Genomic DNA, 20,584 nt, shown 5'->3' with positions numbered 1-20,584 from the left:
GGTAAGACCTACCAGCCGCCCGGGCTTAACCTTCGCCCATGGGCAGAGTGCCCTGCGAGGTCCGCCATGGACGCCATTCCATCACTCGACGCCTACGAGCTCTCAGACCGCTATGACCGCGCGGAGGGGCGCGTCTTCCTCACGGGCACACAGGCCATCGTCCGCATCGCGCTCGACCAGGTCAGGCGCGACCGCTCCCGCGGCCTCAACACCGCGGGCTTCATCTCGGGCTATCGCGGCTCACCGCTCGGCGGCGTCGATCTCGAGCTGTGGCGCATCCAGGAGCGGCTGAAGCGGGACCGCATCGAATTCCTCCCCGCGGTCAACGAGGACCTTGCCGCCACCGCGGTGCTCGGCTCGCAGCAGGTGGAGACGCAGGCCGATCGCGAGGTCGATGGCGTGTTCGGGCTCTGGTACGGCAAGGGACCCGGCGTCGATCGCTCCGGCGATGCGCTCAAGCACGGCAACGCCTATGGCTCCTCGCCGCATGGCGGCGTGCTGGTGGTCGCCGGCGACGACCATGGCTGCGTCTCGTCCTCGATGCCGCACCAGTCGGACGTCGCCTTCATGAGCTGGTTCATGCCGACGTTGCACCCCGCAAGCGTGAGCGAATATCTCGCGTTCGGCGAATATGGCTACGCGCTGAGCCGCTTCTCCGGCATGTGGGTCGGATTCAAGGCGATTTCGGAGATCGTGGAATCGGCCGCATCCGTCGCGCTGTGCCCGGATCGCGGCTTCCGCGCGCCCGACTTCACGCCGCCGCCGGGTGGCCTGCACTATCGCTGGCCCGACTTGCCGGGCCCGCAGATCGAGGAGCGGCTGGAGGCGAAGAAGCACGCGGTCTACGCCTTTGCGAAGGCCAATCCGATCGACAGGCACATCTACGACATTCAGAACGCGACCTACGGCATCGTCACCACGGGCAAGGCGCATCTCGACCTGATGGAAGCTCTGCGGCTGATGGGCCTGGATGAAGCAGCCTGCCGCAGCATCGGGATCGACGTCTACAAGGTCGGCATGGTCTGGCCGCTGGCGCTGCACGACGCCATGGACTTCGTGAAGGGCAAGCGCGAGATCCTCGTGGTCGAGGAGAAGCGCGGCATCATCGAGAGCCAGTTCAAGGAATATTTTTACGACTATCCCGGCAGCAAGCCGGAGCGCATGGTCGGCAAGCACGACGAGCAAGGGGCAAGGCTGATCTCCTGGATCGGCGAATTGTCGCCGCGCGCGCTCGCCGGCGTGCTCGCGCGCCGGCTCGACCCGATGTTCCCTGGGCTCAATCTCGCAGCACGCGCGGCCGCCTTGATGCCGGAGGCCGCACGCACGATCAACGTCTCGGGCGCGACGCGCACACCCTATTTCTGCTCGGGATGTCCGCACAACACGTCAACGAAGGTACCGGAGGGATCGAAGGCCCTCGCCGGCATCGGCTGCCATTTCATGGCGAGCTGGATGGGCCGCGAAACCTCCTCACTGATCCAGATGGGCGGCGAAGGCGTGAACTGGGCGGCATCGTCGCGATTCACCGGCCACAAGCATGTGTTCCAGAACCTCGGTGAAGGCACCTACTACCACTCCGGCTCGATGGCGATCCGGCAGGCGATCGCCGCCAAGGCCAATATCACCTACAAGATCCTGTTCAACGATGCGGTGGCGATGACCGGCGGCCAGCCGGTCGACGGGCCCGTCAGCGTCCATGCCATCGCGCACAGCGTCCGCGCCGAAGGTGTGGGGCGTATCGCACTGGTGTCGGATGATCCCGCACAATTCTCGCCCGCCGACCTGCCGGCCGGCGTCACCATACATCCGCGCCAAGAGATGGACGCCGTGCAGCGCGAGCTGCGCGAGATCCCCGGCGTCTCAGTGCTGATCTATCAGCAGACCTGTGCCACCGAGAAGCGGCGCCGGCGCAAGCGCGGGCAGATGGCGGATCCCAAGCGTTTCGCCTACATCAACGACCTCGTCTGCGAGGGCTGCGGCGACTGCTCGGTCGAATCCAACTGCCTCAGCGTCGAGCCGAAGGAGACGCCGTTCGGCCGCAAGCGGCAGATCAATCTCTCGGCTTGCAACAAGGATTTCTCCTGCCTCAACGGCTTCTGTCCGAGCTTCGTGACCGTCGAAGGCGCGACGCGCCGGAAGAAAAGCGCGAGCCAGGTCGACGCGGTCGGCCGCGCCGCTACGCTGCCCCTGCCCACGCCCGCAACGCTCGAGCGCCCCTATGACCTGCTCGTGACCGGCGTCGGCGGCACCGGCGTGATCACGGTCGGCGCGCTGGTCGGCATGGCCGCTCATCTCCAACGCTTGGGCGTCTCGGTGCTGGATTTTACAGGCTTTGCGCAGAAGTTCGGTCCGGTGCTGAGCTATATCCGCGTCGCCGCGAGCCCAGAAGCACTGCATCAGGTCCGCATCGACCAGGGCTCGGCCGATGCGCTGATCGGCTGCGACCTCGTCGTCAGTTCCTCGCCGAAGGCGTCGGGCACCTATCGCCGGGGCACGCGCGCAATCGTCAACACCGCGGAGATGCCGACCGGCGACGTGGTCCGCTTCCGCGACGCCGATCTCGCCTCCCCTGCCCGCCTGCGCGCAATCCGGCAGGTCATCGGCGACGGCAATCTCGACACGATCAACGCGAATGCGCTGGCAGAACGGCTGCTCGGCGATGCCGTCTATGCCAACATCATCATGCTGGGCTTTGCCTGGCAACACGGTCTCGTCCCGGTCTCGCTGCAGGCGCTGCTGCGCGCGATCGAGCTCAATGGCGTCGCCGTCGAACGCAACAAGCAGGCCTTCGCCTGGGGCCGGATCGCAGCGGCGGACCCGGACTTCCTCCCGAGCACGGAGTCTGCGCCCGAAGCCGAGACGCTCGACCAGCTCATCTCTCGGCGCGTGGATTTCCTGACCGCCTATCAAAACGCGGCCTATGCGGCGCGCTACCGGAGGGTCGTCACCGACGTCCGCGATGCCGAAGCGAGCCTGAACAGCGAGGCGCTGACCGAGGCCGTCGCGCGCACCCTGTTCAAGCTGATGGCCTACAAGGACGAGTACGAGGTGGCGCGGCTGCACATGCAGAGCGGCTTCCTCGACGAGCTGAAACGCGAATTCGAGGATGGCTTCAAGATCCAGTATCACCTCGCCCCGCCGTTCCTGCCGTCGCGTCGCGATGCACGCGGACGTCCGCGCAAACGCGCCTTCGGACGGTGGATCCAGATGCCTCTCAGCATACTCGCGCGCTTGAAGCGGCTGCGCGGAACGCCGTTCGATCCGTTCGGCTACAGCGCGGAGCGCCGCGCCGAACGCGAGCTGATCGCCTGGTATGAAGGCCTGATCGACCGGATGCTCGTCGACTTCGACGCAGCGCGCCTCCCGGATCTCGTCGCGATTGCCAGAGCGCCCTTGGATATCCGCGGTTATGGCCCGGTGAAGGATGCCGCGATCGGCAAGGTGACGGCGGAAGTCGAGCGGCTGTTGACCGAACTGGGCACGCCATCGCCGGCAAAGATGCACGCCACCGGTTGACGCGGCGCCCGCGAGGCTTCAGCTTCCGTGTCGGGGGACGCCCTGATGGCACCTCTGCAATCGGGTGACGCATCATGAATTACGACCAGTTGACCTTGACCCAGGCCACGGCCGACCTCCGCGCCGGGAAGATCACGAGCAGCGCGCTCACGACGGAAGCGCTCGCCCGTGCCAACGCCAATGCCGATCTCAATGCCTTCATCACGCTGGACGAGGCCGGTGCCCTGGAGGCCGCCGCGGCGTTCGACGCAAGGAGCGACAGCAGCAAGCCGCTCGGCGGCGTGCCTATCGCGATCAAGGACAATATCGAGGTGGCCGGGCTGCCCTGTAGCGCCGGCACCTCGGCGCTGAAGGACTACATTCCGAAAGCCGATGCGCCCGTCGTGGCAAAGCTGCGTGCCGCCGGAGCGGTCATCATCGGCAAGACCAGCATGCACGAACTGGCCTTCGGCATTTCCGGCTACAACACCGCGTTCAAGACCGGCACCGAGTTCGGCGTGCGCAACGCCTATGACCGCGCGCGGATCGCCGGCGGCTCCTCGTCCGGGATGGGTGCCGCGATCGGCGCACGGATCGTCGCGGGCGGGCTCGGCACCGACACGGGAGGATCGGTGCGTGTGCCCGCTGCGCTGAACGGATGCGCCTCGCTGCGGCCGACCGTCGGACGCTATCCGCAAGCAGGGATCGCCCCGATCTCGCATACCCGAGACACCGCGGGCCCGATGGCCGCGACGATGGCCGACGTCGCGCTGCTCGACCGCGTCATCGCCGGTGGAGACGAGATTGCGCCGGCCGATTTGACGCAGGTCCGGATCGGCATCGTCAAGTCGATGCTGACCAATCTCGATGCCGACACCGAGGTCGCCTTCCACGCGGCAATTGCGAAGATGAAGGCTCAGCGCATCACGATCGTCGAGATCGAGATGCCTCAACTGGCCGGGCTCAACGGTCAGGTCGGCTTCCCGGTCGCAATGTATGAAGCCTATGACGACATGATCGCGTATCTGAAGCACACCGGCACCGGCCTCAGCATCGAAGCGCTGGCGAAGGAAATCTCGAGCCCCGACGTGAAGGGCACCTATGATGGCCTCGTCATCCCGCGCAAGCTGCCGGGCCCCGACGACACGCTGATTGACGCCAAGCCGATATACGATGCCGCGATCGAGATCGCGCGCCCTGCACTTCAAGCGCTGTACAGCGACACGTTTTCCGGCAACAAACTCGACGCCATCGCCTTCCCGACAACGCCGCGCGTCGCGATTGCCTCCAATGCCGACTCCAGCAGCCTCGAAAACTTCGCCCTCTTCATCCAGAACACCGATCCCGGTAGCAATGCCGGTATTCCCGGAGTTCAGATCCCGGTCGCGCTCGGCGGCACCAGCCAATTGCCGATCGGGCTGGAGCTGGACGGCCCGGCAGGAAGCGACCGTCGCCTGCTTGCCATTGGAATGGCGCTGGAGACCCTATTCGGACGATTGCCGCCGCCGCGCCGATCATGAGTAGGGGTTGATCAGACGCGCCCGCGCGTCAGGCGATATTGAACCTGTCCCATACCGAGATCACCGGGCCGGTCGCCGCCGGTGTCCACGATCGCCGGTCAATCCGGCGATGACACCTGACTTTGGTGATTCCCTGCCTGCGACTCGCCTTTCGCGGAGCGTTCGACTTAAACGGCCGTCGCCTTGGCGAACTCCACGTAGATCTCGCGAAGGCGCGTTGCGATCGGACCCGGCTTGCCGTCGCCGACGGTCTTGCCGTCGATGGCGACCACCGGCTGCACGAACGAGGACGCGCTGGTGATGAACGCCTCCTTGGCAGCAAGCGCTTCGGCGACCGTAAAGGACCGCTCCTCGACGCGGAGCTGGCGCTCCTCGGCAAGCGCGATCACCGCCTTGCGGGTGCAGCCGGGCAGAATCGCGTTGGAATTCTTGCGGGTGACGATGACGTCGTCCTTGGTGAGGATGAACGCCGACGACGAGCCGCCCTCGGTGACGTAGCCGTCTTGCAGCATCCAGGCTTCGCCGGCGCCGGCTTCGGCTGCGGCCTGCTTCGCCAGTACCTGCGCCAGCAGCGCCACGCTCTTGATGTCGCGGCGCTCCCAGCGGATGTCGGGCACCGTGATGACGTTGATGCCGGTCTTCGCCGCCGCCGCGTTGATGATGTCTTTCTCCGAGGTGAACATCACCAGGCTCGACTTGACGTCGCCCTTTGGGAACGGGAAGTCGCGCCCCTTGTCGGCACCGCGCGTGACCTGGAGGTAGACGAGACCGTTCTCGAGCTTGTTGCGCGCGATCAACTCCTTCTGGAGCTCGGTGATGCGCTCGATCGTCTCCGGGAGCTTCAGCTTGATCTCGCCGACGGAACGCTCCAGCCGGGCCAGATGCGAAGCATTGTCAACCAGCTTGCCGTCCAGCACGGCCGAGACCTCGTAAATGCCATCGGCGAACAGGAAGCCGCGATCGAGCACCGAGATTTTGGCTTCCGAAAGCGGGACGAATGAGCCGTTGACGTAGGCGATCGAGTCCAAGGCAGGTCTCCTGGGGAGGAAGGGAATTGGCCGGTTATACGCGAATCGGGGGCGCCGAGCACCCCTCGTTCCGTCATTCTGGGGCGGCGCGAAGCGACGAGCCCGGAATCCATTTCGCCCCGCGCACGCGGCCTGATGGATCCCGGGCTCGCGCTACGCGCGCCCCGGGATGACGACCGGTCAGTGCGACAGAATCTTCGACAAGAACTTCTGCGCGCGGTCGCTACGCGGCTTGCCGAAGAAATCGTCCTTCGCCGCGTCCTCGACGATCTCGCCGCGGTCCATGAAGATGACGCGGTTGGCGACCTTGCGGGCGAAGCCCATCTCGTGGGTCACGACCATCATGGTCATGCCTTCGCGGGCGAGATCGACCATGACGTCGAGCACCTCGCTGACCATCTCGGGATCGAGCGCCGAGGTCGGCTCGTCGAACAGCATCACGATCGGATCCATCGCGAGCGCGCGAGCGATAGCGACGCGCTGCTGCTGGCCGCCGGACAGGTTCGCGGGAAACTTCTGCGCCTGTTCCTTGAGGCCGACGCGCTCCAGCAGTTGCATGCCCTTGGTCTGCGCCTTGTCGCGCGAGCGGCCCAGCACCTTCTCCTGCGCGAGGCAGAGATTGTCGATGATCTTGAGATGCGGAAACAGCTCGAAGTGCTGGAACACCATGCCGACGCGCGAACGCAGCTTCGGCAGATTGGTCTTGGGATCGTTGACCTTGGTCCCGTCGACCAGGATGTCGCCGCTCTGGAACGGCTCCAGCGCGTTGACGCATTTGATCAGCGTCGACTTGCCCGAGCCGGAGGGGCCGCAGACCACGACCACCTCGCCCTTGGTGACGCTGGTGGTGCAGTCGGTCAGCACCTGGAAGCTCGGGCTGTACCATTTGTTGACGTGGCTGATTTCGATCATGTCTCTCAAGCCCTGCGGCAGACTCGGTTCACCTCTCCCACCGGGAGAGGTCGGCGCGAAGCGCCGGGTGAGGGGTTCAGGTCAATCTTCGGCGCGAAGCCCCTCACCCGGATCGCTGACGCGATCCGACCTCTCCCGATGGGAGAGGTGAAGGGCACCGCATGGTGATAAGTCAAACCCACATTCCACCTAGCGAATGATGGCGATGCGCGCCTGGAGGCGGCGGACGCCATAGGACGCGATACAGGAGATGGTGAAGTAGACGACTGCTGCGAACAGGTACATTTCGACCAGGCGCCCGTCGCGCTGCGCCACCTTGCTGGCCGCTCCCAGGAAGTCGGTGATCGACAGCACGTAGACCAGCGAGGTGTCCTGGAACAGCACGATGGTCTGCGTGATCAGGACCGGAAGCATGTTGCGGAAAGCCTGCGGCAGCACGACGTAGCGCATGGACTGCGCGTAGGTCAGCCCCAGCGCGCTGGCAGCAGCCGGCTGTCCGCGCGAGATCGACTGGATGCCGGCACGCATGATCTCGGAGAAATACGCGGCCTCGAACATGATGAAGGTGATGAGCGAGGAGGCGAAGGCGCCGACGCTGATCGGCCGCGCGGCCCCGGTCACCCACTGCCCGATATAGGGCACCAGGAAGTAGAACCAGAAGATGACCAGCACCAGCGGCAGCGAGCGCATGAAGTCGACATAGATTCCGGCGATGCGGCCGAGGACCTTGAAGCCGGAGAGCCGCATCAGCGCGAGTGCCGTGCCGAAGACGAGACCGCCAAAGGCCGCGAGCCCCGTCAGCGTCAACGTGAAGGTCATGCCCTCGAGGAACAGATAGGGCAGTGCGCGGCGGATGACATCGAAATCGAGATTGCCGAACATCGCTTATTTCCCCGTGATGTAGCCGGGGATCGCGACCCAGCGCTCGAGAAAGCGCATTCCGGTCACGACGACGGCGTTGACGAGGAGGTAGAGGATGGTTGCGGCGGTGAAGGCCTCGAACACCTGGAACGAGAATTCCTGCATCGAGCGCGCCTGTCCGGTCAGCTCGAGCAGGCCGATCGTGATCGCGACCGCCGTGTTCTTGATGGTGTTGAGGAATTCAGAGGTGAGCGGCGGCAGGATGATGCGGAATGCCATCGGTAGCAGCACGTAGCGATAGGTCTGCACCGTGGTCAGACCCAGGGCGGTTGCGGCCATCTTCTGCCCGCGCGGCAGCGAACCGATGCCGGCCTGCAATTGCACGGCGACGCGGGCCGACATGAAGAAGCCGACGCCGATCGCGGCCGTCCAGAACGGCGCGTTCGGCAACTGCTTCAGCCAAGTGCCCGCAGCTTTCGGCAGCAGCTCCGGGAGCACGAAGTACCACAGGAAGAGCTGCACGAGCAGCGGCATGTTGCGGAAGAACTCGACATAGGCAAAGCCGAACCAGTTCGCCCCCTTCGAGGGCAGCGTGCGCATCACGCCGACGATCGAGCCGGTGATCAGCGCGATGACCCAGGCCAGCGCCGCGGTCTTGAGGGTCAGCACCAAGCCCGACAGCAGCATGTCGAGATAGGTGCCGGTCCCCATCGGGTTCGGCTGGAAAAAGATTCCCCAGTTCCAGTTATAGTTCACGTGTCCCCCGCGCGAACGCGCCAGTCATGGATGTCCTGAGCGCCTATGCAAATGTCCGGCCACCCTGGTGTCAAGAGTGGCCGGACATGATCCCGATCGAAAGATCGAGGTTTGATCTTACTTGTAGTCGTCCGGGTTCGGCGAGTCCGTCGGCTTGGCGAACTCGTTCTTGAGCTCGGCCGAGATCGGCGTGTTGAGGTTCAGGCCCTTCGGCGGGATCTTCTGGGTGAACCACTTGTCGTAGATCTTCTGGGCCTCGCCGGACGTATAGAGCGCCGCCGTCGCCGCATCGACCACCTTCTTGAAGGCGGGATCGTCCCTGCGCAGCATGATGCCGTAGGGCTCGGGCTTGGAGAACGCATCCTTGGAGATGACATAGTCGTCCGGGTTCTTCGAGCTGGCGACGAGGCTCGCCAGCAGGATGTCGTCCATCACGAAGGCGACCGCGCGGTCGGTCTCGACCATGAGGAAGGCTTCGGCGTGGTCCTTGGCCGGAATGATGTTGGCGCCGAGGCCCTTCGCGACGTTGGCTTCGGTGAGCTGCTTGATGTTGGTGGTGCCAGCGGTCGAGACGACGGTCTTGCCCTTGAGATCGTCGATCGACTTCAGGCCGCTCGCCTTCTTGAAGACGTAGCGGCTGGCCGTCAGGTAGTGGGTGTTGGTGAAGGCGACCTGCTTCTGGCGCTCGGCATTGTTGGTGGTCGAGCCGCATTCGAGGTCGATGGTGCCGTTGGCCATCAGCGGGATACGCGTCGCCGACGTCACCGGGTTGAGCTTGACCTCGAGCTTGTCGAGCTTGAGCTCCTTCTTCACTGCGTCGACGATCTTGTAGCAGATGTCCATCGCGAACCCGACGGGCTTCTGGTTGTCGTCCAGATAGGAGAACGGAATCGAGGAGTCGCGGAAGCCGAGCGTGATCGCCCCGGTGTCCTTGATGTTCTTCAGCGTGCCGGTCAGCTCCTGCGCCCCGGCCTGGCTGACGACGAAGGTCGCGGCGAGCGCGAGCCCGATGCTACGGAAATGTTTCACTTTCTTCTTCCCCTTTCAGGATGATGCGGCCGGATGCAAGCACAAATCGGGCCGGATTTGAATGTGACTTTCGGCTGGACCAATGCCTCAGGTTAACGGGCCTGTCAGCGGTCTTGGCAATTCGCCGAGATCCCAGAACAGCCCGGCCATCATCGTCAAGGCCTCTTCGGTCAATGGCAGCAGGATGTGCTCATTGGGCGCATGCTGGGAGCAGCCGGGATAGGAGTGCGGGACCCAGATCGTCGGCAGGCCCAAAATCTCGGAAAACACGTCGTTCGGCAGCGAGCCGCCGAAATTCGGCAGCACGGCCGGCGCCTTTCCCGTGGTCTCCCTGACCGATTCCGCTGCCCATTTGATCCAGGGGCTGTCGAAATCGGTGCGCGATGCAGCAAAGCTCTGGGCCGCCCGCACCTCGACCATCGGAAAACCCTTTTCCACCAGATGCGCGCGGATCGCCTCGATCAGGCCCTCCACCTTCGTCCCGACCACGAAACGCAGCTGCAGAACGGCATTGGCATGGCCAGGGATGGCGTTCGCCGGCTTCTCGATATTGCCCGAGGACATCGCCAGCACCTCCAGCGTGTTCCAGGCATAGAGCCGTTCGGCCGCCGACAGGCCCTCCTCGCCCCAGTTCTCGGCCAGCGCGGGCTCGTCCGCGGTCGGCACCACCTCCACGTCCGCCAGATAGCTGCGGATCTGGTTGGTGAGCCGGGGCGGCTTCAAGGCGTCGAGCAGGAGACGGCCATGGCCATCGACCAGCGTCGAGATCGCGTTGACCAGGATGGTCGCGGGATTGGCGAGCACACCGCCCCAATTGCCGGAATGGTGGCCGCCATCGCGCAGATTCACGTCGAGATGGATGCGGATGCCGCCGCGGCAGCCGAGAAAGAGCGTCGGCCGGTCGGCGGACAGGCGAGGCCCGTCGGAGGCCATGAACAGGTCGGCCTCGAGCGCACCGCGGTTGAGATCGCAGACCTTGCCGAGATCGGGCGAGCCGATCTCCTCGCCCATCTCGATGATGAATTTGGCATTGAAGCCGAGCTTGCCGCCGCGGGCATCTCGCACGGCGCGCAACGCCGCCATGTTGATGCTGTGCTGTCCCTTGTTGTCGGCGGTGCCGCGGCCGTAGAGCCGCGTGCCCGAAACGGTGGTGCGCCAGGGATCACGGCCATCGCGCCACTCGCCTTCCATGCCATCGACGACATCGCCATGGCCGTAAACCAGCACGGTCGGCGCTGAATCGCTCTCGCGGTGCTCGGCAAACAGGAACGGCGCCTTGCCGCTCGGCGATTCCACGATACGGCTGGAAAAGTCCAGCGCGGCGAAGGCCGGCTGCATCTCCTGCTCCAGATAGGCGCGCAGCTCGGTGCCGCGCGACGGGTTCTGGCTTTCGGTCCGATACGCGACGCGGCGGTCGAGCTCGGCGAGAAACGCACCGGACTTGAAATCGTCACGGGCACGGGCGATGGCGTCGGCTCTGGTCATTGCTTTCGTTTTCAAGGTTTCGACACGGGCGAACGTAGCGGGCTACGTGAGCCGTCGAATGGCGGGGGCTTGGGCACGTCTTGGAAGTTGGCTTGGAGGTTGTCTTGGACGTTGACTTGGGATTTCGCTGTTGCTCGCTCGAGATTGGCTTGCCACGCGCGGCGGCACCGCCGATTTTGACCTTGCCAAGACCCAAACATATGCAAGAACTTCGCCAAGTTGGGGCGCACATCTAGCATTCGAAGAGCCCTCAGTACAGGGCGCCGAGGGGACCAGCATGGCCAAAGAGATCAGGCTCAACGCCTTTGCGATGAATTGCGTCGCACACCAGTCACCGGGCCTGTGGACCCACCCGCGCGACCGCACCGCCGACTACAACCGCCTGCCCTACTGGATCGATCTCGCCAAGACGCTGGAGCGCGGCCGTTTCGACGGGCTGTTCCTGGCCGACGTGCTCGGCGTCTATGACGTCTATGGCAACAGCCCTGACGCAGCCTTGCGCAACGCGGCGCAGACGCCGTCGAACGAGCCGCTGCTGCTGCTCTCGGCCATGGCCGCGGTGACGCAAAATCTCGGCTTCGGCGTCACCAGCAATCTGTCTTTCGAGCCGCCCTACCCGTTCGCACGGCGGATGTCGACGCTCGATCACCTCACCGAGGGGCGGATCGGCTGGAACGTCGTCACCGGCTATCTCGACAGTGCTGCGCGCGGCGCCGGCAAGGACAAGCAGACTGGGCACGACGACCGTTACGACATCGCCGACGAATATATGGAGGTGGTCTACAAGCTCTGGGAAGGAAGCTGGGAGGACGATGCCGTGCTGCGGGACCGCAAGCGCGGCATCTTCACCGATCCCGCGAAGGTTCATCGCGTCCATCACGAGGGCACGAACTACCGCATCAACAACACGATTCATCTCAGCGAACCGTCGCCGCAGCGCACGCCGGTGCTGTACCAGGCCGGCACCTCGCCGCGGGGGCGGCAATTCGCGGCCAGGCATGCCGAATGCGTGTTCATGTCGGGGCCGTCGGCCAAGGTGATCGCACCGCGTGTGTCCGCCATCCGGCAAGAGGCCGCCGCGCTCGGCCGCGACCCGGCCGAGATCCTGATGTTCTCGATGATGACGATCATCCTCGGGCGGACCGAAGCCGAGGCGAAGGAGAAATACGCCGACTACCGCCGCCACATCAGCCCCGAGGGCGCGCTCGCGCTGATGTCGGGATGGACCGGCGTGGACTTCTCCGGCTACGACCTCGACCAGCAGGTGCGCCACGTCCAGAACGACGCCGGCCGCAGCGCCATGGACAACGTCACCCGCGCCGATCCGGACCGTGTCTGGACCGTGCGCGACGTCATCGAGCATGTCGGCATCGGCGGCGCCGGCCCGGTCGTGGTCGGCACGCCCGAGATGGTCGCCGACAAGATCGAGCAATGGTTCGAGGCGACCGACGTCGACGGGCTCAATGTCGCGTTCGCGATCTCACCCGGCGATTTCGAGGACATCGCGGACATGCTGGTGCCGGAGCTGACCCGGCGCGGACGTTACAAGAAGGAGTATGCGAAGGGGACGCTGCGGGAGAAGCTGTTCGGCGCGGGCCGGGCAAGGCTCGATGCCAAGCATCCGGCGGCCGGGTATCGGGTGGGGAACAAAGGGTAGCTGCCTCCTCGTCATTGCGAGCGAAGCGAAGTAATCCAGAAACCCTCCGCGGAAACAGCCTGGATTGATTCGTCGCTGCGCTCCTCGCAATGACAGTGTAGGCGCTGTCCTACACCTTCCCGTCCACCATCACCTCGATCAGCTTCGTCCCCGGCCGGCTGAACGCCGACGACAGCGTCGCCTTTAGTTCGCGGGGGTCGCTGACCTTGATCGCCTCGCAGCCGAGCGCCTTGGCGACGCCGGCGAAATCCACCGGCGGATCGACGAAATCCATGCCGACGTAATTGTCATCGCCATGGAAGGCGAGCAGGCGTTGCTTGATGATGCGGTAGCCGCCATTGTTGACGATGACGACGTTGAGCGGCAGCTTGTGATGCGCCGCCGTCCAGAGCGACTGGATCGAATACATCGCGCTGCCATCGCCCGAGAAGCAGACCACGGGCCGGTCCGGATTGGCGATGCTGGCGCCGACCGACGCCGGCAGGCCCCAGCCGATGCCGCCGGAGGCGAGGCCGTGATAGCCGTAGCGGTCGCGGTGCGGACGCAGCGCCGTGATCTGGCGGCTGGAGGTGAGTCCTTCGTCGACGAGGATGGCATTGTCCGGCATGGCCTCGACCATCTGCAGCACCAGGAAGTCCGGATCGATGGGGCTGCGGCCCTCGCTCTTGCCGATCTGCTCCACCAGCGCGGCGCGGAGCGCGGTCCAGTTCTTGGGCGCAAGCTCGGCGAGACGCTGTCTTGCACGTTGCGCCAGTGCAGCGCCGCCCATCTCCTTCAGCAGCGGAATCAGCGCACGCAGCGTTTCTTTGAGATCCGCCTTCAGCGCGATCTCGGCGCCGTAATTCTTCGCGATCTCCCAATCGGCGAGGCCGACCTGCACGATGCCGAGACCGTCCGGCAGCGCATCGACCTCGCTATACACCGACATCCGCAAGGGATCGCCGCCGAGCGCAATCAGGAGATCGTAAGGCGCGAGTGTATCGCGCGCGACCTTCTGCACGCGCGCAAGCGTGCCGACGAAGCTCGGGCTCTCCGAGAGGAAGTGCGAACCATAGGGCGTCGAGGATTGATAGGCGGCAGCACCCAGCAGTTCGGCGAGCTCCGCCGCTTCCTTCAGCGCGTCGCTCTTGACCACCTCGTCCATGGTGACGATCACGGGACGTTCGGCCTTGAGCAGGCGCGCCGCAAAGGCCCTGAGCGCCTCATCCGACGGTTTGGTGCGGGCGTCGATGCGCGTGGAACGGCCGAGATCGATTCCGGCCTCGCTGTTGAGGATGTCGCCGGGCAGCGAGATGAACACGGGGCCGGTCGGAGGCGTGGTCGCGACCTTGGCGGCGCGGCGAACGATGCGCGGCAGGTCTTCCAGACGCGTCACCTCGACCGCCCATTTCACCAGCGGCTCGGCCATGCGCACCAGGGGACCGTAAAGCACCGGCTCCATCAGGCCATGGCCCTGCTCCTGCTGGCCGGCGGTGAGGATCATCGGCGTGCCCGTGAACTGGGCGTTGTAGAGCGAGCCCATCGCGTTGCCGAGGCCCGGTGCGACGTGCACGTTGCAGGCGACGAGCTTGCCGGAGGCGCGGCTGTAGCCATCGGCGATCGCGACCACCAGGCTCTCCTGCATCGCCATCACATAGGTGAGATCGGGATGATCCTTCAGCGCGTGCATGATCGGCAGCTCGGTGGTGCCGGGATTGCCGAACAGATGCGTGATGCCCTCATCCTTGAGCAGCGCGAGAAAGGCGGAGCGGCCGGTGATCTTGTTCTTCATGTTTCCTCCAGGAGCGGGCGTTGCCGCAAGGACGGCGCATGATGGCCGAAGTCCTGGGAGGCACGCAAGGAAGCGCGGTCATGGCTGCGTTGCGTGGGAACGCAGCGCGCTACATCTCCTCCCGCCCCAGTTCGAACGGATCTTCGCCTCTCGCCCGCTTCTTCTTTTTCGAGCGCTGCCAGACCACACCCGGAAAACCCTTCAGCGGCACCAGCGGCTCGCCGCTATAGGCCCATTCCTGCAGCTCTTCGATCGCGATGTGATAGAGCGGCTGGCGGCCGGTGCGCTCCTTGAACAACGCGCGGGGAATGTTGACCATGTGCGGACCGCGCGGACGTTCATAGGCGATCGGCGTGCCGCAATGCGAGCAGAAGCTGCGCGTGGTCTTCGTGGCCTTGTCCTCGTAGCGGGTGAGAGCCGTCTGGCCCTTGGTGATGCGGAAGCGCTTCTTCCAGCTGCCGACATAGGTCGCGTAAGCCGCGCCATGGGCGCGGCGACTGGCGGCGGAATGATCGTGCCAGGCCCAACGCGCCGGCACGTCGATCTCGAAGGTGATTTTGCCGCAGAGACATTGCCCGGTTGCGATCCCTGCGGCGGCTGCGGCTTTGGCCATGGCCTGTCTCTCCATCGGCATTGCGCGTGCGACAATACGATCGTCATTCCGGGGCGCGACGAAGTCGCGAGCCCGGAATCCATCAGGCGGCACGCCGGAGGGCGAAATGGATTCCGGGCTCGACGCTACGCGGCGCCCCGGAATGACAGCGAGACCTAGGCCGGCGTCAGCTCGTCATAAACAGGATAGTCCGTATATCCCTTCTCCTCGCCGCCATAGAACGTCGCGCGGTTGTACGGCGTGATCGGATAGCCGTGCTGAAGCCGGCGCGGCAGATCGGGATTGGAGATGAAGATGCGGCCGAAGGCGATGATGTCGGCATGGCCGTCGGCGATCGCCGCATTCGCGGTTTCGCCGGTGAAGCCGCCCGCCGTCATCAGCACGCCGCTGTAAAGCGGGCGAAACAGCACCATTGCCGAGGGCACGTTCTCCCAGTGCACGTCGGCGCGGCCGGCGCCGCTGGAGCGCGGCTCGATGAAATGCAGATAGGCGAGACCAAGCTTGTCGAGCGCCTTCACGACGTATGTATAGAGCGGCATCGGATCGGGCTCGCCGGAATCATTGGCGATGCCGTGAGGCGACAGCCGGACGGCGACGCGGTTCGCCCCCCAGACGTCGATCGCCGCCTGCGTGACCTCGAGCAGCAGCCGCGCACGGTTTTCGATCGAGCCGCCATATTGGTCGGTGCGCTGGTTGCTGCGCGATTGCAGGAACTGCTCGAGCAGATAACCGTTGGCGCCGTGGATCTCGACGCCGTCGAAGCCGGCAGCGAGCGCGTTCTTCGCACCCTGCCGGAACGCCTCGACGATGCCCTTGACCTCCTCGGTCTCCAGCGCGCGCGGCGTCTCGTAGTCGGCAATCTTGCCGTCGGCCGTCATCGCTCTCATGCCTTCCGCCTTGATCGGGATGGCGGAAGCCGACACCGGCAGCGCGCCGCCGTGAAAGGAGGAATGCGAGACGCGGCCGACATGCCAGAGCTGGAGAAAGATGATGCCGCCCTTGGCGTGAACGGCATCGACCACCTTGCGCCAGCCCGCGATTTGCGCCTCCGAATAGATGCCGGGCGTTGCCGGATTGCCGCGTCCGTGCGAGAGCACCGGCGAGGCCTCGGCGACGATCAGGCCGCCTTGCGTTGCGCGCTGGCCGTAATATTCGGCGTTGAGCGGCCGCGGCGCAAAGCTCTCACGCTCGGCCCGCATGCGCGTGAGCGGCGCCATCGCGACGCGATGCGCGAGCTTGTACGGACCGACCTGCAACGGTTTGAACAACGCCGGAAATTTCATGCTGGCACCGATTTTCTATGGAAGGATGCTGATCATATAGCGTGGGGCGGCCACCGGCAAAGGCGCCGCCCCACAAGAAGCAGATATTCCCCCTCGCGGAACGCGGAGGAACAGCCCTTACGCCGTCTTGATCCAGACCGCCTTCACGTTGAGATACTCCTCGACGTGCTGCTTGCCGGATTCGCGACCGTAGCCGCTCATCTTGTAACCGCCGAACGGCACGGCCGGGTCCATCGCCTGGTAGCAGTTGACCCACACCGAGCCGGCACGCAGGCGCTTCGCCACCGCATGGGCCTTGCTGACGTCACGCGTCCACAGGCCGGAGCCGAGGCCGAACGTGGTGTTGTTGGCGCGCTTGACCAACTCATCCATGTCCTTGAACGCGATCGCGGAGATGACGGGACCGAAAATCTCCTCCTGCGCGATGCGCATATTGTCCTCAACGCCCGCGAATACCGTCGGTGAGACGAAGAAGCCCTTCGACAGCGCGCCTTCGGTGACGCGGCCGCCGCCGGCGAGCGCCTTCGCGCCTTCCTTCTGGCCGATGTCGAGATAGCCGGTGACGCGCTCGAGTTGCTGCTCGGAGACGAGCGGTCCGATCTGTACGTTGGGATCGAGGCCGTTGCCGACTTGCAGCTTCTTGCCGAACTCGGCGACGCGGCCGACGAACTCGTCATAGATCGATTGCTCGACGAACAGGCGTGTACCGGCGCTGCAGATCTGCCCCGAATTGGCGAACACCGCCATCGCCGCGCCCGGCACGGCGGCATCGAGGTCGGCGTCCGCGAACACGATGTCCGGCGACTTGCCGCCGAGCTCGAGCGAGACGCGCTTGAGGTTGCCGGCGGAGGCTCGGATGATCGACTGGCCCGTGACGTGCGAGCCGGTGAAGGCGACCTTGTCGACGTCGTGATGCGAGGCGAGCGCAGCGCCCGCGGTCTCGCCATAGCCGGGCACGACGTTGATGACGCCGGGCGGCACGCCCGCTTCCATCGCCAGTTCGGCGATGCGCAGCGACGTCAGCGGCGCCTCCTCAGCGGGCTTGAGCACCACGGTGCAGCCGGTCGCGATTGCAGGACCGATCTTCCAGATCGTCGCTGTGAGCGGACCGTTCCAGGGAATGATGGCGCCGACGACGCCGATCGGCTCCTTCAGCGTGTAGGAGAAGATTTCGCCCGGCAGCGAGTTCTCGATGGTCTCGCCATGGATTGCGGTGGCCTGGCCGGCATAGTAGCGCAGCATGCCGACGGCGCGCAGCCGATAGGCGCGGGTGCGGCTGAGCGGCGCGCCCATGTCGAGCGTGTCGAGCTGCGACAACTCGTCGAAATTCTTCTCGACGAGGTCAGCGAGCTTCAAGAGCAGGTTCTGCCGCTCGAACGGCTTGACCTTGCTCCAGGGGCCCTCGAAGGCGCGGCGGGCGGCGGCAACCGCACGATCGATGTCTTCCTTGTCGCCTTCGGCGACGGTGGCGAGCAGCTCGCCGGTGGCGGGATTGCGGGTCTCGAAACGCTTGCCGGAGGCGGCATCGACCCACTTCCCGTCGATCAGCATCTGCTTGTAGGAACCGTTGGCGAACGGATGGCGCGTGATCGGAATAGCCTGCGACACAGCCATGGCTGCACTCCCTGTCAGGTGATTGATTGGCTCGATCTGGGCGGGATCGCTCGGTCGAGGATACAGCCGTGCCGGATAGGCGTAAAGGCAGCGCAGGACGAAGAGCTCCCATGCCGACTTGTACAGGGTCGGACTGCTGCCATGTTATAACTCGACCGAGAGCCCTCCACGGAGACGATCCATGCCACATCCCGCCATCGTCAAAGATAATGTTGCCGTGATCACGGGTGGTGCATCCGGCATCGGATTTGCTGCCGCCACCGCCTTTGCGCGCGCCGGGATGAAGGTGTGTGTCGCGGATGTCGACGAGGCACGGCTGGCGGAGACTGCAACAAAACTGTCATCCGTCACGGCTTCGGCAAACGTGATGACCGCCGCCGTCGATGTCAGCAAGGCCGAGAGCGTGACGGAACTGGAACGCGCCGTGCGCGAACGCTTCGGCGGCACCGACATCCTCATGAACAATGCAGGCATCCAACCGGGCAGCACGCTGTTCGGGGAGCCCGACCATTGGCAGCGCATCATCGGTGTCAACATGTGGGGCATCATCAACGGCTCGCGAATCTTCGCGCCGAACATGATCGCACGCGGCCGGCGCGGCCTCATCATCAACACCGGCTCCAAGCAGGGCATCACCACGCCGCCGGGCGACCCCGCCTACAATGTTTCGAAGGCCGGCGTGAAAGCGTTCACCGAGGCGCTCCAACACGAGCTGCGCAACACGAAGGGCTGCCTCATCACGGCACATCTGTTGATCCCGGGCTTCGTGTTCACCGGCCTGACCGCGAAGGGACGGACCGAGAAGCCGGCCGGCGCCTGGACGCCGGAACAGACGGTCGATTTCATGCTGGCGCGGCTCGAGGTGGGCGATTTCTACATTCTGTGCCCGGACAACGACGTGCCGCGCGCCCTCGACGAGAAGCGTATGCTCTGGGCCGCGGGCGACATCGTCGAGAACCGCCCGCCATTGTCGCGCTGGCATCCGGATTACGCGGATGCATTCAAGACATTCGTGGAGAGTGACTGACTGTCGAAACCTCATGGGGCGCGAGGCCGTCGATGCGACTCGAAGTGCCGCTCCTCAGCTTGAGGAGCTGGAGCGCGACAGCACCGTGAGATCAGAGGGCCCGACTACAAGGTCTCCTGCTTGTGCCCACATTGCTTGCACGCAAACTTGACCCTGGCCTGTCCCTTTTCCGCCTGGACCCGGTTCGGGGCGCCGCACTTGCCGCAAACCGCCTCGATGCGGGTCGTGCCCTGCTTGACGACGACGGTCTTCTTTTCCATCGATTCGCGGATCAGGCGTTCGGCCTCTTCGCGCAAGGATTGTTTCGACAAAGCTCGTCTCCGCCTCTGGAAAGCGCGAGAGCCATAACGCACCTGCATTCGAATCACAATCGTGATGAGGACCGCCGGCCCATCAAGACGTCATTCCGGATGGTTCCAGACGCGAGAGCGGCGAAGCGTGTTGCTCCGCGGCTCTCTTGCTCCTCGTCCGGGCCGGTTCAAGCGGCCTTTAGGCCGCCTTGGAAACCTCCATCAGCAAACGCTCGGCCTTCGCGTCCTCGATACGGTTCACCAGCCGGCTGCTCTCGTGATTGTCGCGCACGGTCTTGGTCAGGGTGATGCAAGTCTGGATCAACATCACGATGCCCATCGTGAGATAGCCTTTCATCCAGAGGTCGATCGGCAGGAAGAAGACGCCGACGGCCAAGAGGAACGCGGAGGCTGCGAAGGACACGTAAGTGAAGGTCACCCAGGCGCTGCTGTGGGGCTGGCCGTTCTGGTTCATGATGGTCTCCTGTTGTTCGATCGAGGTTTGGGTGTGAGATCAGACCGTCGGCGTATGCCTGGACTTCAACCGTGCCAGCACGTCGTCCGCAGTGGTCTTGAGCCGCGGACCAAAACCCTGCTCGGCGAGTCTCTCGGCGGTGGCGAGCGGACCGGTAGCCGCATCGAGCTCGACCAGCGCATCGTCGGCGGCCTGGGCCTCCATCTGCCGCTCGCGCAGGCGCCGCAAGGTGCTCTCCGCCTCGGGCAGCGTGGATTCGTAAGGACGTGCCGCCTCGATGCCGCTGCGGCGAAGCGAGTGCACCGCCTCCGAGGCTCGGGCGACGCGACGGCCGCGATCGAGCTCGGTGATGCGCGCCTGCGCGTTCGCGACATGCCACTTCAACCGGGCGATCTCGGTCGCGAACAGCGCGCGCGCCGTCATCGCGGCATCGCGGTCGGCCTCCAGGCCGGCAATGGCTTCGGCCGCGTCCCGGGCGAGATCCTCGCGGCCGCCGTCGAGCGCCGCGACCGCACGGGTCTCGAGATCGGCGATGCGGGCGACGGTCGCCTCGAGCTTGCGGCCTTCCTGCTGGTCCTGTGCGATTGCCAGCGCCAGCGTCCGCTTGCTGCGTTCGACGGCGGCGGCCGCGTCGCGCATCTGCTGATCCAGGATCAGAAGGGCCGTGCGTTCCTCCAGCTCCTCGCCCGCCGCAGCTACGCTGCCGCGGAAGAGTGTCACTACAGTCTTGAACATATGCTGCTCCCTGTTATGAGCGTTGCTCACGGA

17 protein-coding genes are annotated in these 20,584 nt (G+C 65.0%); 4 read left to right on the top strand and 13 right to left on the bottom strand.

Features of this window, described 5'->3' with window-relative positions; translation table 11 throughout:
- Positions 1 to 66: 66 nt before the first annotated feature.
- Both AX729_RS23365 and iaaH read left to right on the top strand, forming a co-directional pair.
- Positions 67 to 3,516 (top strand): indolepyruvate ferredoxin oxidoreductase family protein, encoded by a 3,450-nt coding sequence (locus tag AX729_RS23365; RefSeq protein WP_061026638.1) that lies wholly within the window; start codon positions 67 to 69, stop codon positions 3,514 to 3,516.
- A 74-nt stretch (positions 3,517 to 3,590) separates the two neighbouring features.
- The gene (iaaH, locus tag AX729_RS23360) at positions 3,591 to 5,015 is read left to right on the top strand and encodes an indoleacetamide hydrolase (RefSeq protein ID WP_061026637.1); all 1,425 of its coding nucleotides are present in this window, start codon (positions 3,591 to 3,593) and stop codon (positions 5,013 to 5,015) included.
- A 167-nt stretch (positions 5,016 to 5,182) separates the two neighbouring features.
- Here the strand turns inward: iaaH and AX729_RS23355 are convergent, their stop codons facing one another.
- From AX729_RS23355 to AX729_RS23330, 6 genes are all read right to left on the bottom strand, one after another.
- On the bottom strand, positions 5,183 to 6,043 hold the full coding sequence (locus AX729_RS23355) for a D-amino-acid transaminase (protein WP_061026636.1): 861 nt from the start codon (positions 6,041 to 6,043) through the stop codon (positions 5,183 to 5,185).
- A gap of 180 nt (positions 6,044 to 6,223) precedes the next feature.
- Positions 6,224 to 6,955, bottom strand: a complete 732-nt coding sequence (locus AX729_RS23350) for an amino acid ABC transporter ATP-binding protein (RefSeq protein ID WP_061026635.1) — start codon at positions 6,953 to 6,955, stop codon at positions 6,224 to 6,226.
- Between the two features lie 189 nt (positions 6,956 to 7,144).
- On the bottom strand, positions 7,145 to 7,837 hold the full coding sequence (locus tag AX729_RS23345; RefSeq protein WP_061026634.1) for an amino acid ABC transporter permease: 693 nt from the start codon (positions 7,835 to 7,837) through the stop codon (positions 7,145 to 7,147).
- 3 nt (positions 7,838 to 7,840) lie between these two features.
- Positions 7,841 to 8,572 (bottom strand): amino acid ABC transporter permease, encoded by a 732-nt coding sequence (locus AX729_RS23340; protein ID WP_061026633.1) that lies wholly within the window; start codon positions 8,570 to 8,572, stop codon positions 7,841 to 7,843.
- A gap of 117 nt (positions 8,573 to 8,689) precedes the next feature.
- Positions 8,690 to 9,601 carry an amino acid ABC transporter substrate-binding protein gene (locus AX729_RS23335; protein WP_061026632.1) on the bottom strand — a complete coding sequence of 304 codons (912 nt, stop codon included), beginning with the start codon at positions 9,599 to 9,601 and terminating at the stop codon, positions 8,690 to 8,692.
- An 87-nt stretch (positions 9,602 to 9,688) separates the two neighbouring features.
- Positions 9,689 to 11,086, bottom strand: a complete 1,398-nt coding sequence (locus tag AX729_RS23330) for a M20 family metallopeptidase (protein WP_061026631.1) — start codon at positions 11,084 to 11,086, stop codon at positions 9,689 to 9,691.
- A gap of 277 nt (positions 11,087 to 11,363) precedes the next feature.
- On the opposite strand from AX729_RS23330, the gene AX729_RS23325 reads away from it, so the two are divergent.
- Positions 11,364 to 12,743 (top strand): LLM class flavin-dependent oxidoreductase, encoded by a 1,380-nt coding sequence (locus AX729_RS23325; RefSeq protein WP_061026630.1) that lies wholly within the window; start codon positions 11,364 to 11,366, stop codon positions 12,741 to 12,743.
- A 109-nt stretch (positions 12,744 to 12,852) separates the two neighbouring features.
- On the opposite strand, the gene AX729_RS23320 is transcribed toward AX729_RS23325, so the two are convergent.
- From AX729_RS23320 to AX729_RS23305, 4 genes are all read right to left on the bottom strand, one after another.
- A complete protein-coding gene (locus AX729_RS23320; RefSeq protein WP_061026629.1) occupies positions 12,853 to 14,514 on the bottom strand; it encodes a thiamine pyrophosphate-binding protein in 1,662 nt (553 codons plus the stop codon).
- A gap of 109 nt (positions 14,515 to 14,623) precedes the next feature.
- Positions 14,624 to 15,127: a GFA family protein gene (locus AX729_RS23315; protein WP_061026698.1), complete on the bottom strand. Its 504-nt coding sequence runs from the start codon at positions 15,125 to 15,127 to the stop codon at positions 14,624 to 14,626.
- Between the two features lie 155 nt (positions 15,128 to 15,282).
- The gene (locus AX729_RS23310) at positions 15,283 to 16,410 is read right to left on the bottom strand and encodes an alkene reductase (RefSeq protein WP_061026628.1); all 1,128 of its coding nucleotides are present in this window, start codon (positions 16,408 to 16,410) and stop codon (positions 15,283 to 15,285) included.
- Positions 16,411 to 16,527: 117 nt separating this feature from the next.
- Positions 16,528 to 18,024: an aldehyde dehydrogenase family protein gene (locus tag AX729_RS23305; RefSeq protein WP_061026627.1), complete on the bottom strand. Its 1,497-nt coding sequence runs from the start codon at positions 18,022 to 18,024 to the stop codon at positions 16,528 to 16,530.
- Positions 18,025 to 18,205: 181 nt separating this feature from the next.
- Here AX729_RS23305 and AX729_RS23300 point away from each other — a divergent pair, with 181 nt between their 5' ends.
- On the top strand, positions 18,206 to 19,051 hold the full coding sequence (locus tag AX729_RS23300; RefSeq protein WP_061026626.1) for an SDR family NAD(P)-dependent oxidoreductase: 846 nt from the start codon (positions 18,206 to 18,208) through the stop codon (positions 19,049 to 19,051).
- 104 nt (positions 19,052 to 19,155) lie between these two features.
- On the opposite strand, the gene AX729_RS23295 is transcribed toward AX729_RS23300, so the two are convergent.
- The 3 genes from AX729_RS23295 to AX729_RS23285 all read right to left on the bottom strand — a co-directional run bounded on the left by AX729_RS23295 (position 19,156) and on the right by AX729_RS23285 (position 20,551).
- Positions 19,156 to 19,362, bottom strand: a complete 207-nt coding sequence (locus AX729_RS23295; RefSeq protein ID WP_061026625.1) for a hypothetical protein — start codon at positions 19,360 to 19,362, stop codon at positions 19,156 to 19,158.
- 178 nt (positions 19,363 to 19,540) lie between these two features.
- The gene (locus AX729_RS23290) at positions 19,541 to 19,816 is read right to left on the bottom strand and encodes a YiaA/YiaB family inner membrane protein (protein WP_061026624.1); all 276 of its coding nucleotides are present in this window, start codon (positions 19,814 to 19,816) and stop codon (positions 19,541 to 19,543) included.
- A 39-nt stretch (positions 19,817 to 19,855) separates the two neighbouring features.
- A complete protein-coding gene (locus AX729_RS23285; protein WP_061026623.1) occupies positions 19,856 to 20,551 on the bottom strand; it encodes a PspA/IM30 family protein in 696 nt (231 codons plus the stop codon).
- Positions 20,552 to 20,584 lie beyond the last annotated feature (33 nt).

Origin of the sequence: Bradyrhizobium sp. CCH5-F6 (assembly GCF_001556045.1) — a bacterium.
Taxonomy (GTDB): domain Bacteria; phylum Pseudomonadota; class Alphaproteobacteria; order Rhizobiales; family Xanthobacteraceae; genus Bradyrhizobium.
Note: the sequence above shows the minus strand (reverse complement) of the source record. Positions and strands in the feature narration are given on the sequence as shown.